The sequence below is a fragment of the Mangrovibacter sp. MFB070 genome (genome assembly GCF_000705335.1).
Taxonomy (GTDB): domain Bacteria; phylum Pseudomonadota; class Gammaproteobacteria; order Enterobacterales; family Enterobacteriaceae; genus Mangrovibacter; species Mangrovibacter plantisponsor.
On sequence record NZ_JJMI01000042.1, the window covers coordinates 61,515 to 77,279 of the forward strand.

General features: G+C 51.8%; 12 protein-coding genes. 7 read left to right on the forward strand and 5 right to left on the reverse strand.

Annotated features, from left to right (window positions below; translation table 11 throughout):
- Positions 1 to 46: 46 nt before the first annotated feature.
- From gyrB to dnaA, 4 genes are all read right to left on the reverse strand, one after another.
- Positions 47 to 2,464: a DNA topoisomerase (ATP-hydrolyzing) subunit B gene (gene gyrB / locus DT73_RS19840; RefSeq protein WP_036113954.1), complete on the reverse strand. Its 2,418-nt coding sequence runs from the start codon at positions 2,462 to 2,464 to the stop codon at positions 47 to 49.
- A 27-nt stretch (positions 2,465 to 2,491) separates the two neighbouring features.
- Positions 2,492 to 3,565 (reverse strand): DNA replication/repair protein RecF, encoded by a 1,074-nt coding sequence (gene recF / locus DT73_RS19845; protein ID WP_036114080.1) that lies wholly within the window; start codon positions 3,563 to 3,565, stop codon positions 2,492 to 2,494.
- Between the two features lie 324 nt (positions 3,566 to 3,889).
- The gene (gene dnaN, locus DT73_RS19850) at positions 3,890 to 4,990 is read right to left on the reverse strand and encodes a DNA polymerase III subunit beta (RefSeq protein ID WP_036113955.1); all 1,101 of its coding nucleotides are present in this window, start codon (positions 4,988 to 4,990) and stop codon (positions 3,890 to 3,892) included.
- A gap of 4 nt (positions 4,991 to 4,994) precedes the next feature.
- Positions 4,995 to 6,377 (reverse strand): chromosomal replication initiator protein DnaA, encoded by a 1,383-nt coding sequence (gene dnaA / locus DT73_RS19855; protein ID WP_036113956.1) that lies wholly within the window; start codon positions 6,375 to 6,377, stop codon positions 4,995 to 4,997.
- Between the two features lie 612 nt (positions 6,378 to 6,989).
- On the opposite strand from dnaA, the gene rpmH reads away from it, so the two are divergent.
- The 5 genes from rpmH to mnmE all read left to right on the forward strand — a co-directional run bounded on the left by rpmH (position 6,990) and on the right by mnmE (position 10,862).
- The gene (gene rpmH, locus DT73_RS25710; protein ID WP_000831330.1) at positions 6,990 to 7,130 is read left to right on the forward strand and encodes a 50S ribosomal protein L34; all 141 of its coding nucleotides are present in this window, start codon (positions 6,990 to 6,992) and stop codon (positions 7,128 to 7,130) included.
- A gap of 14 nt (positions 7,131 to 7,144) precedes the next feature.
- Positions 7,145 to 7,504, forward strand: a complete 360-nt coding sequence (gene rnpA / locus DT73_RS19860; protein ID WP_036113957.1) for a ribonuclease P protein component — start codon at positions 7,145 to 7,147, stop codon at positions 7,502 to 7,504.
- On the forward strand, positions 7,468 to 7,725 hold the full coding sequence (yidD, locus tag DT73_RS25715) for a membrane protein insertion efficiency factor YidD (protein WP_072006999.1): 258 nt from the start codon (positions 7,468 to 7,470) through the stop codon (positions 7,723 to 7,725). The genes rnpA and yidD overlap by 37 nt, the downstream gene beginning before the upstream one ends.
- Positions 7,726 to 7,727: 2 nt before the next feature.
- Complete coding sequence (gene yidC, locus DT73_RS19865; RefSeq protein WP_036113960.1) at positions 7,728 to 9,368, forward strand: membrane protein insertase YidC; 1,641 nt, start codon at positions 7,728 to 7,730, stop codon at positions 9,366 to 9,368.
- A 126-nt stretch (positions 9,369 to 9,494) separates the two neighbouring features.
- The gene (mnmE, locus tag DT73_RS19870; protein ID WP_036113963.1) at positions 9,495 to 10,862 is read left to right on the forward strand and encodes a tRNA uridine-5-carboxymethylaminomethyl(34) synthesis GTPase MnmE; all 1,368 of its coding nucleotides are present in this window, start codon (positions 9,495 to 9,497) and stop codon (positions 10,860 to 10,862) included.
- Positions 10,863 to 10,956: 94 nt separating this feature from the next.
- Here mnmE and DT73_RS19875 read toward each other — a convergent pair whose 3' ends face one another.
- Positions 10,957 to 11,838 carry a LysR family transcriptional regulator gene (locus tag DT73_RS19875; protein ID WP_036113967.1) on the reverse strand — a complete coding sequence of 294 codons (882 nt, stop codon included), beginning with the start codon at positions 11,836 to 11,838 and terminating at the stop codon, positions 10,957 to 10,959.
- A gap of 109 nt (positions 11,839 to 11,947) precedes the next feature.
- On the opposite strand from DT73_RS19875, the gene DT73_RS19880 reads away from it, so the two are divergent.
- The gene (locus DT73_RS19880) at positions 11,948 to 13,318 is read left to right on the forward strand and encodes an NADH-quinone oxidoreductase subunit L (RefSeq protein WP_051691487.1); all 1,371 of its coding nucleotides are present in this window, start codon (positions 11,948 to 11,950) and stop codon (positions 13,316 to 13,318) included.
- Entirely contained in the window at positions 13,318 to 15,723 is a 2,406-nt protein-coding gene (locus tag DT73_RS19885) for a DUF2309 domain-containing protein (protein ID WP_036113969.1), read from the forward strand. The genes DT73_RS19880 and DT73_RS19885 overlap by 1 nt, the downstream gene beginning before the upstream one ends.
- The last annotated feature ends 42 nt before the right edge of the window (positions 15,724 to 15,765 follow it).

Here is a 15,765-nt window from a genome sequence, read left to right on the forward strand (position 1 = left end):
AAGCCAGTGGTATTTCACACTGGCTTTTTTTCCGGCTAACCGGTCATCAGATATCGATATTCGCCGCTTTCAGGGCGTTTTCTTCGATAAAGGCGCGGCGTGGCTCTACCGCATCGCCCATCAGCGTTGTAAACAACTGGTCGGCGGCAATGGCGTCTTTTACTGTGACGCGCAACATGCGGCGGCTGTCTGGATCCATGGTGGTTTCCCACAGCTGTTCCGGGTTCATTTCGCCCAGACCTTTGTAACGCTGTACAGAAAGACCACGGCGGGACTCTTTCACCAGCCAGTCCAGTGCCTGTTCAAAGCTGGAAACTGGCTGACGGCGCTCACCACGCTCAATGTAAGCCCCTTCTTCAATCAGGCCGCGCAGTTTTTCGCCCAGCGTGAAGATACGTTTGTATTCCCCGCCCTGAACGAAGTCCTGGTCCAGAACATAATCGGTATCCACACCGTGCGTACGCACCCGCACAACAGGTTCAAACTGGGAGAGTTCAGCGTTTTCGCGGATATCGAATTTCCAGATGCTGCCGTGCTGTTCTTTCTCTGTCAGCTCAGCTACCAGCGAAGAAACCCAGCGGGTCACTTTCTGTTCGTCGGACAGGTCATCAGCCCCCAGTGTTGGGTGGTAAATTAACTCGCCCAACAATGCGCGGGGATAACGGCGCTCCATACGATGGATCATCTTCTGGGTACCGTTGAATTCGGCCACCAGTTTTTCCAGCGCTTCACCTGCCAGAGCCGGAGCACTGGCATTGGTGTGCAATGTGGCACCATCCAGCGCAATGGAAATCTGGTACTGATCCATGGCTTCATCATCTTTAATGTATTGTTCTTGCTTGCCTTTTTTCACTTTATACAGTGGAGGCTGAGCAATAAAGACGTGCCCACGTTCAACGATTTCCGGCATCTGGCGATAGAAGAAAGTCAGAAGCAGTGTACGGATGTGCGAACCATCGACGTCAGCATCGGTCATGATGATGATGTTGTGGTAACGCAGTTTATCCGGGTTGTATTCATCGCGGCCGATACCACAGCCCAGTGCGGTAATCAGTGTCGCCACTTCCTGAGAAGAGAGCATTTTGTCGAAACGCGCTTTTTCGACGTTCAGGATTTTACCTTTCAGCGGCAAAATAGCCTGATTCTTGCGGTTACGCCCCTGTTTTGCAGAGCCGCCCGCTGAGTCCCCTTCCACCAGGTAGAGTTCAGACAGAGCCGGGTCGCGCTCCTGGCAATCCGCCAGTTTGCCCGGCAAGCCTGCCAGGTCCAGCGCACCTTTACGGCGGGTCATTTCACGGGCACGACGCGCCGCTTCACGGGCTCGGGCCGCATCAATAATCTTGCTGACAACGGTTTTGGCATCAGCCGGGTTTTCCTGCAGGTAATCAGCCAGACGCTCGTTCATCTGGGATTCCACGGCTGATTTCACTTCAGAAGAAACCAGTTTGTCTTTGGTCTGAGAAGAGAATTTCGGGTCCGGAACTTTTACTGAAACCACAGCAATCAGGCCTTCACGGGCATCATCACCCGTCGCGCTGATTTTCGCTTTTTTGCTGTAGCCTTCGTTATCCATATAGGTGTTCAGGGTACGCGTCATTGCCGCACGGAAACCGGCAAGGTGGGTACCGCCATCACGTTGAGGAATGTTGTTGGTAAAGCAGTAAATGTTTTCCTGGAAGCCATCGTTCCACTGCAGCGCGACTTCCACACCAATCCCGTCTTTTTCAGTAGAGAAATAGAACACATTCGGGTGGATAGGTGTTTTGTTCTTGTTGAGGTATTCAACAAAAGCTTTGATACCGCCTTCGTAATGGAAGTGGTCCTGCTTACCTTCAACACGCTTATCAATCAGGCGGATGGAGACACCTGAGTTCAGGAAGGAGAGTTCACGCAGGCGTTTTGCCAGAATTTCGTATTCAAATTCAACCACATTGGTGAAGGTTTCCAGACTTGGCCAGAAACGCACCATGGTACCGGTTTTTTCGGTTTCCCCGGCAACGGCCAGTGGCGCAGTTGGCACACCATGCTGGTAAACCTGGTTGTGGACTTTGCCATCGCGACGAATCACCAGTTCCAGTTTCTGGGACAGGGCGTTAACCACCGATACACCCACGCCATGCAGACCACCGGAAACTTTATAGGAGTTGTCGTCAAACTTACCACCGGCATGCAGCACAGTCATGATAACTTCAGCGGCAGACACGCCTTCTTCCGGGTGAATACCGGTAGGAATACCACGCCCGTCATCCTGAACGGAGACTGAGTTATCTTCGTGGATAGTGACAACGATATCTTTACAGTAGCCTGCGAGCGCTTCGTCGATAGCGTTATCCACGACCTCGAATACCATATGGTGCAGGCCGGTGCCGTCATCCGTGTCGCCGATATACATACCCGGGCGCTTACGCACCGCATCCAGCCCTTTCAGGACTTTGATACTGGAGGAGTCATAAGAATTCGACATCAACGTTTCTCGCTCATTTAAACTAAGTTAATCCGTTATTTTACCCTGATCCACAGCGAACATCCTGGAATTTTTATCCGCCATGTCCATCACATGTTCTGCGCTAATGGCACTCACAAAAACTTGTGACTGTGTGGCCTTCAAACGGCTGGCAAGTAAACCTCGCCGGCGGTCATCAAGCTCAGAAGCAAAATCATCTATTAAGTAGAGGCAGTGCCGCCCGCTACGCCGGGTGAGAAATTCACCTTGCGCCAGCCGCAGGGCACACATCAATAACTTTAACTGCCCTCTCGACAGGGTATCTTCCACTGGCGCGCCATCAGCACGAATGCGGAAATCTGCCTTGTGAGGGCCATGAGAGGTGTAGGTCAGCGCACGGTCGCGCTCAAAACTGCGTGCCAGCACCTCACTGTAAGGCGTCTCTTTTTCCCAGCCGCGCTGGAAAGAAAACGCCAGGTGAAACTCGGGTAAAAACAGAGCGCAGGTTTGTGCCATATCTTCGGCAATCGCTTCACTGTACTGCGCCCGCCACTGGCTGATTTGCTCCGCCAGCGGAGCCAGTTCCTTATCCCAGGGAAGTAACTGGTTGTAGTGAGTAACCTGGCGCAACGCGGCATTTCGTTGCCGGAGCAGGCGTTTAAGGTTGCTCCATGCGTTGAAAAACGCCGGTTCATCATGGAAACACCCCCAGTCGATAAACGCCCGGCGAAACTTCGGCCCGCCATTAAGCAGGGTGAAGCCTTCCGGAGTAATCAACTGCATGGGCATTAAGTGCGCCAGTTCAGCAACTTTATGCCCGTCCGTGCCATCAATTCTGACTTTGCTGTCGCCGAGGCGGTCTTTTGTCAGCCCAACGGCGATTTCCCGTGAATCCCCTTGTAACCGGCCATGCAGCACAAAATCTGGCTGGTCATGGCGAATCACCCGGCCGGTTTGCAGGCTGCGAAACGCCCGCCCGTGCCCCAGGGTGTAAATCGCTTCCAGCACACTGGTTTTGCCGCTGCCATTGGCACCGACCAGGAAATTAAAGCCGGGAGATAACAGGAGATCCGCGCTTTCTATATTACGGAAATCTTTGATAAGTAAACGAGACAGCGACATGATTAACGCATCACCCGGAGGTATTTGTTGCCGTTTTCCGGAAAATGGCTGGCTACCCACAACCCGCATAAACCGGGGATGGATAAACAACGGGCCTGAAGCGCCACTAAAAACCGGTGCTGAACGTGCCGGAATAACAAGTCAAATAACCCCAGGCTGATGACCCGCCTTACCCTGCCGCTGGTAAGGTTTCAGGTGGTAAATAAAACACACTAAAAATCAATTCATTGATTTCTATTTACTGGCTTACTGTTACTGGCTCACTGGCAAAGAGAAGGTGTTTGCACGCTTAACCTTCTCTCTTTAGCCGTTTCCCCAGTAGTTCTACAGGCGCATTGGCATAACAACGTAGGCCGCGGCCTGGCTTGCTGCATCTTCAATTTGCACACTGGAAACGGAATCGGTAAGCAGGATACGCACATTTTCGCACTTCAGCACGTTAAGAACATCCAGTACGTAACTTACGTTGAAGCCGATTTCCATTTCTGTGCCTGCGTAGGTCACATCCAGAATCTCTTCCGCTTCTTCCTGTTCCGGGTTGTTGGCTGTAATTTTCAGTTGGTTCTCACTCACATACAGGCGAACACCACGGAATTTTTCATTAGAAAGAATGGCTGCGCGGGCAAAAGCCTGTTTTAACAAATCGCAACCTGCTTCCAGGGTTTTATCCGGGTTCTTCGGCAATACGCGGCGGTAATCCGGGAAACGGCCATCAACCAGTTTCGAAGTGAAAATGAAGTCACCAACATGGGCACGGATATTGTTGCTGCCAATTTGCACCTGCAACGGTGTATCGCCGCCATCCAGCATACGCATTAATTCAATAACGCCTTTGCGCGGCACTATTACAGAGTGAGCGGGCAGTGTTTGCCCAACCGGCATGGCACATACCGCCAGGCGGTGGCCATCGGTTGCCACGGTACGCAGTTCTTCACCTTCGGTTTCAAACAGCATGCCGTTCAGGTAGTAGCGCACATCCTGGTGAGCCATAGAAAATTGCGTGGCTTCGATCAGGCGTTTCATGGTGGCCTGCGGCAGTGTGAATTCCACTTCACTTTGCCAGTCATCGAGATTCGGGAAATCGGCGGCGGGCAATGTAGACAGCGAAAAACGGCTGCGCCCGGAACGCACCAGCATGCGGTCGCCTTCCAGCGTAACCGCGATTTCCGCGCCTTCCGGCAGACCACGGCAAATATCAAAGAATTTACGGGCTGGCACCGTGGTTGCCCCCGGTTCATGAGGCTGAACCAGGCTAACACGCGCCACCATTTCCATTTCAAGGTCAGTACCAGTCAGCGACAGCGCCCCTTCCGTAACCTGCAACAGCAAGTTACCCAGGATAGGTAACGTCGGGCGACCACCTAAAGGACCGCTCACTTGTTGGAGCGGTTTTAATAAATGTTCACGTTCAACGGTAAATTTCATAGTGTCACGAAGATAGTGTTCTGATTAAATTGGAAAAATCTTCTTTGATGTCGTGACTTTCTTCACGCAACTGCTCGATTTTACGGCAGGCATGAAGCACAGTTGTATGGTCACGACCACCGAAGGCATCACCGATTTCCGGCAGACTGTGGTTGGTTAATTCTTTTGCCAGGGCCATTGCCATTTGCCGGGGGCGCGCCACAGAGCGTGAACGCCGTTTGGACAGCAAATCGGCCACTTTGATCTTGTAGTACTCTGCCACTGTCTTTTGAATATTGTCGATAGTGACCAGTTTTTCCTGCAAGGCCAGCAAATCTCGCAGCGCTTCACGGACAAAATCGATAGTAATTGCCCGGCCAGTAAAATTGGCGTTAGCAATAACACGGTTCAGTGCCCCTTCCAGCTCACGCACATTTGAACGCAGGCGCTTGGCAATAAAGAAGGCCACTTCACCGGGCAGGCGAATATCGTTTTCATCTGCCTTTTTCATCAGGATTGCCACGCGAGTTTCCAGCTCTGGTGGCTCAATGGCAACCGTTAACCCCCAGCCAAAGCGGGATTTCAGACGATCTTCAACGCCATTGATCTCTTTCGGGTAACGATCTGACGTCAGGATGATCTGTTGGTTGCCTTCCAGCAGTGCGTTAAACGTATGGAAGAACTCTTCCTGTGAACGCTCTTTATTGGCAAAGAACTGGATATCATCGATAAGCAGGGCATCAACCGAGCGGTAATAACGCTTGAACTCTTCAATTGCGTTATTTTGCAATGCCTTAACCATATCCTGAACAAAACGCTCTGAGTGCATATACACCACTTTCGCATTGGGCTTACGCGCCACAATGCCATTGCCAACAGCGTGTAACAGGTGGGTTTTCCCTAAACCTGTACCGCCATAAAGGAAAAGAGGGTTATATGCTCCGCCAGGGTTATCCGCCACCTGGCGGGCCGCAGCACGGGCCAGCTGGTTAGATTTACCTTCAACAAAGTTATCAAACGTATGTTTCAGGTTAACGTTAGAGCGGTAAGAAGGCTCAGCCGGTGCCGGGACGTTATCCCAACTGGGGCGCACGGGTACCGCCGCCGGACGCGGCGCAACGGCAGGCGCTGCTGCCGCAGAAGCGACAACAGGCTGAACAGCAGGACGGGCCCCTACTTCAAAGCGCAACTGGGGTGCATCCGCACCACAGAAATCGTTTAACAATCCGTTGATATTATTCAGGTACTTATCCCGCACCCAGTCGAGCACAAAACGGTTTGGCGCATAAAGGGCCAGCGTGTTATCGCTCAGTTCCGCCTGTAGTGGACGTATCCACATGCTGAATTCTGTGGCGGGTAACTCATCCTGCAATCGGGCAAGACACTGCTGCCAAAGCGAAAGTGACACGGCGGACTCCACTCGAACAAAGTCGATAAATGACAAAGACTGATACATTCATGATTGTTGACACACGCCGACAGCCCTGATTCTGGGTAGCATGCGAACCGCTATTCTGTTTGCGGTTTTCCCTTTTACAGGATCCCGATCCTGAGAAGGGACCGCGGATCATAGCGTAAAGTGGGCCAGAGATCTTCTGTTTCTCACAGTTTCTTCGTGATTTATCCACAGGCCCCTGTCTGACTGATCCAGTGTAATCGATCCCGGCTTAGGGGCGGCACTATTTCAGCCACAAATTGGAAAATTCAATGACCCGTAGCAAAATTTATCTTTAGTGATCTGATTAAAGATCCCTGTGATCCTTGCGCTTTATACCGGACCCCGTATAATTTGCGACCCGACGCGTCATCGCTCCGGTTTTTGTTGCAGGTAATTCGTTTGTTTTTCAAGCGAAAAGCTACTGTTACCTGTGTGCAATAAGGAAAGTGAATTGACTCTGGAGTGTACAATTATTACAATCCTGCCTCTTTATTTAGCCACACTGAGGCGTAAGTCGTTCGCAACTTGTCCGGGCATACGCAAAAGTAAGTGTTTTTTTTCCAAGCTTAGGTAGAAATCGCCATGAAACGCACTTTTCAACCGTCTGTACTGAAGCGCAACCGCTCTCACGGCTTCCGCGCTCGTATGGCAACTAAAAATGGTCGTCAGGTTCTGGCACGTCGTCGTGCTAAAGGCCGCGCTCGTCTGACCGTTTCTAAGTAATAGCTAACCCCTGAGTGGTTAAGCTCGCTTTTCCCAGGGAGTTACGTTTGTTAACTCCCAATCATTTCACTTTCGTCTTCCAGCAGCCACAACGGGCTGGCACGCCGCAAATCACCATCCTCGGCCGCCTGAATTCGCTGGGGCATCCCCGTATCGGTCTTACAGTCGCCAAAAAGAATGTTCGGCGCGCTCATGAGCGTAACCGTATCAAACGTTTGACGCGTGAAAGTTTCCGTTTACGTCAGCATGAACTGCCTTCCATGGATTTTGTGGTGGTAGCGAAACGCGGGATTGCCGACCTCGATAACCGTACGCTAATGGAAATACTGGAAAAGTTATGGCGCCGTCATTGTCGCCAGGCTCCCGGCTCCTGATAGGCCTGATAAAGGTCTATCAGCGCCTGATTAGTCCGCTTCTCGGGCCGCATTGTCGTTTCACACCAACCTGTTCGCAATACGGAATTGAGGCATTGCGCAGGTTTGGAGTAGTAAAAGGCAGTTGGTTGACAATAAAACGCGTATTAAAATGCCACCCTTTACACCCGGGTGGTGACGACCCCGTCCCGCCAGGACCTTTTGATACCAGAGAACACTAACGATGGATTCGCAACGCAATCTTCTTATCATCGCTTTGTTGTTCGTGTCTTTCATGATCTGGCAGGCCTGGGAGCAAGATAACGCTCCGCAGACCCAACAGACCACGCAGACTACGACTACCGCAGCGGGTAGCGCCGCCGACCAGGGCGTACCGGCCAGTGGCCAGGGAAAACTCATTACAGTTAAAACGGATGTCCTCTCTCTGACCATCAACACGCGTGGTGGTGATGTTGAGCAGGCGCTGCTGTTAACTTATCCCAAAGACCTTGGCTCCAACGAACCGTTCCAGTTGCTGGAAAGCACTCCTGATTTTATTTATCAGGCACAAAGTGGCTTAACCGGCCGCGATGGCCCGGATAACCCGGCTAATGGTGAACGTCCTCTGTACAATGTTGGGAGTGACAGCTTTGCTCTGGCTGACGGCCAGAATGAATTGTCTATTCCGATGACCTGGACCGATGCCGCAGGTAACGTTTTCACCAAAACCTTTGTTCTGAAACGGGGTTCATTTGCGGTGAAAGTGGATTACAGCGTGAAAAACGCCTCTGAGAAACCACTGGAACTCTCTGCATTTGGTCAGTTGAAACAATCTATCAACTTGCCAAAACACCGCGATACCGGCAGCAACAACTTTGCTCTGCACACGTTCCGCGGCGCGGCTTACTCCACGTCTGATGCGAAATACGAAAAATACAAATTCGATAAAATCGCAGATAACGAGAACCTGAACACCACATCTCAGGGCGGCTGGATTGCTATGTTGCAGCAATATTTTGCTACTGCATGGGTTCCGGACACCAAAGGCGTGAACACCTTCTCGACAGCTGATCTCGGCAATGGCGTTGCAGCAATTAACTATAAATCTGCACCGGTTGTTGTTCAGCCCGGCCAGACTGGCACACTGGGCAGCACCCTGTGGGTTGGCCCGGAAATTCAGGATAAAATGGCTGCAGTTGCACCGCACCTGGATTTAACCGTGGATTATGGCTGGTTGTGGTTTATCTCTCAGCCGTTGTTCAAACTGTTGAAATTTATCCACAGCTTCCTGGGTAACTGGGGCTTCTCCATCATCGTTATTACCTTTATCGTGCGTGGCATCATGTACCCGCTGACCAAAGCGCAGTACACCTCCATGGCGAAAATGCGTATGCTGCAGCCGAAAATTCAGGCAATGCGTGAGCGCCTGGGCGACGATAAGCAGCGTATCAGCCAGGAAATGATGGCGATGTACAAGGCAGAGAAAGTTAACCCGCTTGGTGGTTGCTTCCCGCTTGTTATTCAGATGCCTATCTTCCTGGCGCTGTACTACATGTTGATGGGTTCCGTTGAGCTGCGCCATGCGCCATTTGCTCTGTGGATCCACGACTTGTCAGCACAGGACCCGTACTACATTCTGCCTATCCTGATGGGCGTGACAATGTTCTTCATTCAGAAGATGTCACCGACCACAGTGACCGACCCGATGCAGCAGAAGATAATGACCTTTATGCCGGTCATCTTCACCGTCTTCTTCCTGTGGTTCCCGTCTGGTCTGGTGCTGTACTATATCGTCAGCAACCTGGTTACCATCATCCAGCAGCAACTGATTTACCGTGGGCTGGAAAAACGTGGTTTGCATAGCCGCGAAAAGAAAAAATCCTGATAAAATTTAGCGCAGGATAACAGCACCACAGAAGGCGGTCAGATGACCGCCTTCTTTATTTTTATGCCGTGCCGCCACTGTTAAGCAACAGGCGGGGAATAACCGAAACATCACAGAGAAAGACTTATGAGCCATAACGATACCATTGTTGCACAGGCAACGCCCCCAGGCCGGGGCGGTGTGGGTATTTTGCGGGTTTCCGGTAAACAAGCCCAGGACGTAGCCAAAATCGTGCTGGGTAAACTGCCAAAGCCCCGTTATGCCGATTACCTGCCTTTTCGCGATGTGGATAATTCACCTCTGGATCAGGGTATCGCGCTGTGGTTTCCTGGCCCCAATTCGTTTACAGGCGAAGATGTTCTGGAACTGCAGGGCCACGGCGGCCCGGTTATTCTCGATTTACTACTGAAACGCGTTTTGACCATTCCCGGTGTGCGTATTGCCCGGCCGGGTGAGTTTTCAGAACGGGCATTTTTGAACGACAAACTGGATCTTGCCCAGGCGGAAGCCATTGCAGATTTGATTGATGCCAGTTCCGAACAGGCGGCCCGTTCTGCTGTCGGATCACTGCAAGGGGTGTTTTCCAGCCGGGTAAACCAACTGGTGGAAGCCCTGACGCATTTGCGTATTTATGTGGAAGCCGCCATTGATTTTCCGGATGAAGAAATTGATTTTCTGTCTGACGGGAAAATTGAAGCAGAATTAGCAGGAGTGATGAGCGACCTGGAGCAGGTACGCCGTGAAGCGCGCCAGGGCAGCCTGTTGCGTGAAGGCATGAAAGTGGTGATTGCCGGGCGCCCCAATGCCGGTAAATCCAGCCTGTTAAATGCGCTGGCAGGGCGTGAAGCCGCTATCGTTACGGATATTGCCGGTACCACGCGCGATGTACTGCGTGAACATATTCATATCGATGGTATGCCGTTGCATATTATTGATACCGCCGGGTTGCGCGAAGCCAGTGATGAAGTAGAGCGTATTGGGATTGAGCGTGCATGGCAGGAAATCGAGCAGGCGGACCGTGTGCTGTTTATGGTCGACAGCACCACCACTGATGCCACAGACCCGGCACAAATCTGGCCTGATTTTATTGCCCGTTTGCCGGCACATTTGCCCATTACCGTAGTGCGTAATAAAGCCGATATCACCGGTGAAACAGCAGGCCTCACAGAAGTGAATGGTCACTCACTTATCCGGCTTTCTGCCCGCAATGGCGAAGGAGTGGATGTACTGCGCGACCACCTGAAACTCGCAATGGGTTTCGATACCAGCACTGAAAGCGGTGGTTTCCTGGCTCGCCGCCGCCATTTGCAGGCTCTGGAAACCGCAGCTCAACACCTGGAGCAAGGGAAAGAACAGTTGCTTGGTGCCTGGGCGGGTGAGTTACTGGCAGAAGAGCTGCGCCTGGCACAACAGGCATTGAGCGAAATTACTGGCGAATTCACCTCCGATGACCTGCTGGGGCGGATTTTTTCGAGCTTTTGTATCGGCAAATAATTGCCAGCCTGAGCAGAGCAGTAAACGTTCACTAACCCGTATTAACTACTTGTTAATACGGTTTTTTGTTTTTATAAGCACCCATTCAACTCAGTTACTCATCCACCAGCGGCCTGAGCAACATGCCCAGTTTGGGGTGAACAACACGCCGTTGGGCGGAAACCGCATAGAAGTTTTCGTATACATTAGGCAGCAGCATATAGCTTTTCAGCTCGCCGGAATCCAGCTCATCCTTCACCACCACTGGTGGCATCACAGCCAGTGCGCCGGTATCGCGGGTTAACAAGCGCAGCATTGCCATGTCGTCAGACTCAGCCACTATTTCCGGTAGCAGGTGATATTGTGCGGCAAAGGCATCAAATGCCGCACGCAGCGGGTTCTCGCCATACGGCAATACCCAACGCTGGTGGCGATAGCTTTCACCAAACTCTTCAGTTAATGCGAGCCCTGGCGGGCCAATAATCGCCACCGGCTGGCGCGCCAGAACCCGGCTTTGCCAGTTATTGGTGCTGGCACTTCTGACGGGAATATTGGTGAGCGCCAGGTCGAGCTGTAGTTCTGCCATGGCATTCAACAACCCCGTCTGGCTCATGGATTGCAGTGAAAAGCGGCAGTCATTCTGCTGAATCAATGGCTGGATGAACTGATCAATAAAGTTACGTGAAATCGTGGAAAGAATACCAATGCGCAATGGCGCGCTGGGTAGCGCGGTACCCGTTGTCAGCAGTTGTTCCAGCTCTTCACCATTTTTAAAGATCTCATCGGCATAGTTCATGGCGTGGTAGCCACTCTCAGTCAGAGTCAGTTTACGGCCTTCCCGGGTGAACAACTCAACGTTCAGGCTTTTTTCTAACTGTTTGATTTGCGAGGACAATGCAGACTGAGAAATATGTAATTTCTGCGCAGCCTGAGTCAGGTTCCCTTGCCGGGCAACCTGCCAGAAGTAATAGAGGTGATGATAATTGAGTCTGCTCATTAGATTCCAACCATTCTGTAAAACAGAACGTTTTTTTATTTAATATATATTTTACTTAATTTAAACAACATTCCAAAATACGGCTACTGTCAATTATGTGAGATCTATCATGTTTTCTTTATTCCTGGTCACACCGCTCAAACTGATGCTGCTGGGATTGATAGCCATTCTGGGTATCACTATCGTGCGTTACAGTTGGGTGGCGTTCAGTGGAGAAAGTGAACGGGGCCGCTTCTTGCGCGCGTTACTCATGACCATCACCGCAGTTGTCGTGGTGATCATCAGTAACCACTTACTCCTGTTTTGGGCCGCCTGGGTGAGTGTCAGCCTGTGTCTGCATCGCCTGATTTTGTTCTACCCGCAGCGCCCCAGGGCACAACTGGCGGCACATAAAAAATTTCTGCTTGCCCGCCTGAGTGAACTGCTGCTTGCTGGCGCTTTTATAGCCCTGTACAGCCAGTTCCACACTGCCACTATCAGTGAAATTGTACACCGTGCCAGCGAAAGCGCTGGCAGTGTTCAGCTCACTATTGCAGCACTATTACTGTCTATGGTGGCGCTGATTAAATGCGCGCAGCTGCCGGTTCATGGCTGGCTGATTCAGGTTGTAGAAGCACCTACGCCAGTTTCTGCACTGTTGCACGCCGGTATCGTTAACCTTGGCGGTATCCTGCTACTGTTTTTTTCCCCTGTACTGGCTGCAAGCCCGGCTGCATGCTGGTTTCTGGTGATTCTGGCCGGAGTCAGCACCACTATTACCGGCCTGGTGAGCACCACACGCATCAGCATAAAGGTGAAGCTTGCCTGGTCTACCAGCTCGCAAATGGGGCTGATGCTGGTGGAGATTGGTCTCGGGTTATATGAAATGGCGCTGTTACACCTGTTTGCGCACTCGTTTTATAAATCGTTTTCCTTTCTCAATAGCGGGAATACGGTTAACCACTACCTGGCGGCAAAACTGGCGGGTGGCGTTAAGCCCCGGGTGCGGCACTGGGTACTGGCGCTCACTTTCGCACTTATCCTGATTAGTATTGCACAGTGGCAATTCGCCATGATGACCAGCCTGGCGGCTACAGTGCTGATTTGGTTTGCGCTCAGTGCGTTGGTTCTGCCAAGCGTCAGCCGCTGGGACGCAGGTAGCCTGCCGCGTATCGCCATCACTCTGGCCTTCGCCGCAGGGCTACTGACCCTCTATACCACAGCAAAACACCACTTAAGCACACTGGTGGGAATGGACGCACCACTGAATATTTACGCCGACAGTTTTGTCGCCCTGCTGTTCTTCAGCCTGTTTGCCCTCTCTATTGCCTTACAGTACTGGCCCCATATCAGTTGGGTTAAACGCTTGTTTATCTGGCTCAATGCCGGTGCTTACCTTGATGAATGGGCAACCCGCCTGACACTGAAATTATGGCCGAGTGAGTCACTGATTAAGCTTCAGAATGCGCAATGGCAGCAGGTAAAAACGGAGGCCAAATAATGACTGAACAATCAACTGAACTGGCCTGGTCAGATATCGCCCTGAAGGTTGCCGCATCTATTGCGCCCGCCTGGCCACTGGACCAGTCTGTCGCCGTCAACCCCTGGTGGCAACAACGCCATAGCGATATCACTCAGATTTTTGCGAAGCAGGCGGTTATTTGCGGCATTACCGGGCTGATGAACAAAAGCTACTACCGCAAGTTGTGGGGTAAACAAATCACCCCACAGCATTTATCTCAGGCGCTGGCAGAACTGCACAGCCCACTGACGCCGGCACAACTGGAGGAAGACCTGCAGCATAATGATACTGAGCTGACTTTCCGCTGGAAAACACTGGCTATGTTGATGGATGAGGTTATCCCTTCGCAGCAAGGTCATAGCTGGGCTCAGGAAATCGTTCAGCAGGTGAGCCAGTTTATTGCGCTCTACCACCAGTACCCGGAGCGGTTTGATTCAACCGGGAAAAATGGCGAGCATCTTTACCAAAGCTGGTTAGAAGTGGTGGCACGGGATAAGGGCATCAAAACCTTGTTAGGCGTGGATTTGCTGGCTGGTTTCCGTGCACTGCCAAAGACAATTAACGGGTTATTTGAGGAAGCAGGCAACCGCTGGCAAAACACCTGGGAAAACAGTGCAGGGGCTGAAGCATTTATGCTGGCATCGTTGCACCAGTTATCGGGCTGGGCAGGCTGGCAGTCCTGGCTCGACTGGCAGGCAGGCCTTGAAAACCAGCACATTGATGTGCCACACACACTCGGGTTAAGCGCCATACTGCTGGCCTGGGACACCGTATTAATGCAGTGGTTACGCCAGCACCATGGGAATACTGCCGCAACTATTCGCCAGGCGATTCACCATCAGGCAAGCCATATTGATGCGTCCCACCACCTGGCACAACAACAACTGGCGCCGCTTTGGGTGTGGCAGCGTGCACTGGAGCTTAGTGTACAATGCCCCTGGATTGCGCAAATTAAAGCGGCAAAAACGGTTCGCGAACTGGACAGGCCAGAATTACAGGCAATTTTTTGTATTGATGTACGTTCAGAGCCCATGCGCCGGGCGCTGGAAAGCCAGAGCAGCGGGATTGAAACATTAGGCTTCGCCGGGTTCTTTGGTATTCCTGTTCGTTACCAAACCTGGGATGGCAGCCTTTCCCGGCCGCAATTACCAGGTTTACTGGCTCCCAATTTAGTCGCCCGCCAAACTCACAAACAGCCAGAGCGTATTTTGCGCCTGACCAAACTCGGCTGGCAAAATAGCCTGGAAAAACCCTCTTCCAACCTGGGTATGGTTGAAGCGGGTGGTTTACTGAAGCTTATCAGTTTGTTTAAGCGTGTTGTGTTGCAGCACGGTACAGAAAACCCCGTCAACCGCGATGTTCGCAATAATGCGCAGTGGGATTTGGAGCGCAATCAGCAGCCATTAACCGCCAGTGAAAAAGCTGAGTTGGGTGCCGGTATTCTGAAAGCGATGGGGATAAGTAAGCGGCTGGCAAAAGTGGTTCTGCTAAGCGGGCATGGTAGCCAAACCTGCAATAACCATACGTCATCCAGCCTTGATTGTGGTGCCTGTGGCGGCCAGACTGGCGAAGTGAATGTCAAAGTACTGGCCTGGTTGTTAAATGATTCAGCCGTCAGAGCAGAGATGCCTGCATTTGGTGTGACAATACCTGATGATACGCATTTCTACGCAGCCATGCACAACACCACAACCGATGACCTCAATGTGTTTGATGCACCAGACGCTCCCTGGAACACCTGGATTAACGAAGCCAGTAACCAGGCAAGGATTACCCGGGCAGCGCAGTTCGCCGTTCCTGAAGCGCCTGATGCGGCACAAGCCCACCGGTTCTTTAAACAGCGTGCGACTAACTGGGCACAAATGCGGCCAGAGTGGGGGTTATGTAATAACGCCGGGGTGTTTATTGCGCCCCGCAGCCTGACACGCAACCTGAACTTTGCCGGGCGGGCGTTTTTGCACGAATACCATGTCAGTGAAGACCCGGAATTCACCCAACTGGAAAAAATCATGACCGCGCCCCTGTTGGTGATGAACTGGATCAACCTGCAATATTACGCCTCGGTTACGGCACCAGAGAAATATGGTAGTGGGAATAAGCTGCTGCACAATGTCGTTGGCGGCCATATTGGGGTGTTTGAAGGGAACGGCGGTGATTTGCGGATTGGTTTATCGAACCAGTCGGTTCATGACGGGAAACAGTATCGCCACCAGCCCGTACGGTTAAGTGCTTTTATTCAGGCTCCGCAGGCGGCAATTGAAGCGATTATGTTGCGCCACCAGGTTGTTGCAGACCTGGTGAATAACGGCTGGTTGTTTCTGTACCAGTTGGATGAACACCAGCAAGTGTGGCAGTACCACCAGCACCAGTGGGTGGCGAAGTAAAAATAACGGCCAGTGAATCATGATGTTAGATTCACTGGCCGT

What these genes read in the sequence shown, in the direction of transcription:
- gyrB (WP_036113954.1), bottom strand. Translation starts at nt 2,464, where the DNA reads ATGTCGAATTCTTATGACTCCTCCAGTATCAAAGTCCTGAAAGGGCTG.
- recF (WP_036114080.1), bottom strand. Translation starts at nt 3,565, where the DNA reads ATGTCGCTGTCTCGTTTACTTATCAAAGATTTCCGTAATATAGAAAGC.
- dnaN (WP_036113955.1), bottom strand. Translation starts at nt 4,990, where the DNA reads ATGAAATTTACCGTTGAACGTGAACATTTATTAAAACCGCTCCAACAA.
- rpmH (WP_000831330.1), top strand. Translation starts at nt 6,990, where the DNA reads ATGAAACGCACTTTTCAACCGTCTGTACTGAAGCGCAACCGCTCTCAC.
- yidD (WP_072006999.1), top strand. Translation starts at nt 7,468, where the DNA reads ATGGCGCCGTCATTGTCGCCAGGCTCCCGGCTCCTGATAGGCCTGATA.
- yidC (WP_036113960.1), top strand. Translation starts at nt 7,728, where the DNA reads ATGGATTCGCAACGCAATCTTCTTATCATCGCTTTGTTGTTCGTGTCT.
- mnmE (WP_036113963.1), top strand. Translation starts at nt 9,495, where the DNA reads ATGAGCCATAACGATACCATTGTTGCACAGGCAACGCCCCCAGGCCGG.
- DT73_RS19875 (WP_036113967.1), bottom strand. Translation starts at nt 11,838, where the DNA reads ATGAGCAGACTCAATTATCATCACCTCTATTACTTCTGGCAGGTTGCC.
- DT73_RS19880 (WP_051691487.1), top strand. Translation starts at nt 11,948, where the DNA reads ATGTTTTCTTTATTCCTGGTCACACCGCTCAAACTGATGCTGCTGGGA.
- DT73_RS19885 (WP_036113969.1), top strand. Translation starts at nt 13,318, where the DNA reads ATGACTGAACAATCAACTGAACTGGCCTGGTCAGATATCGCCCTGAAG.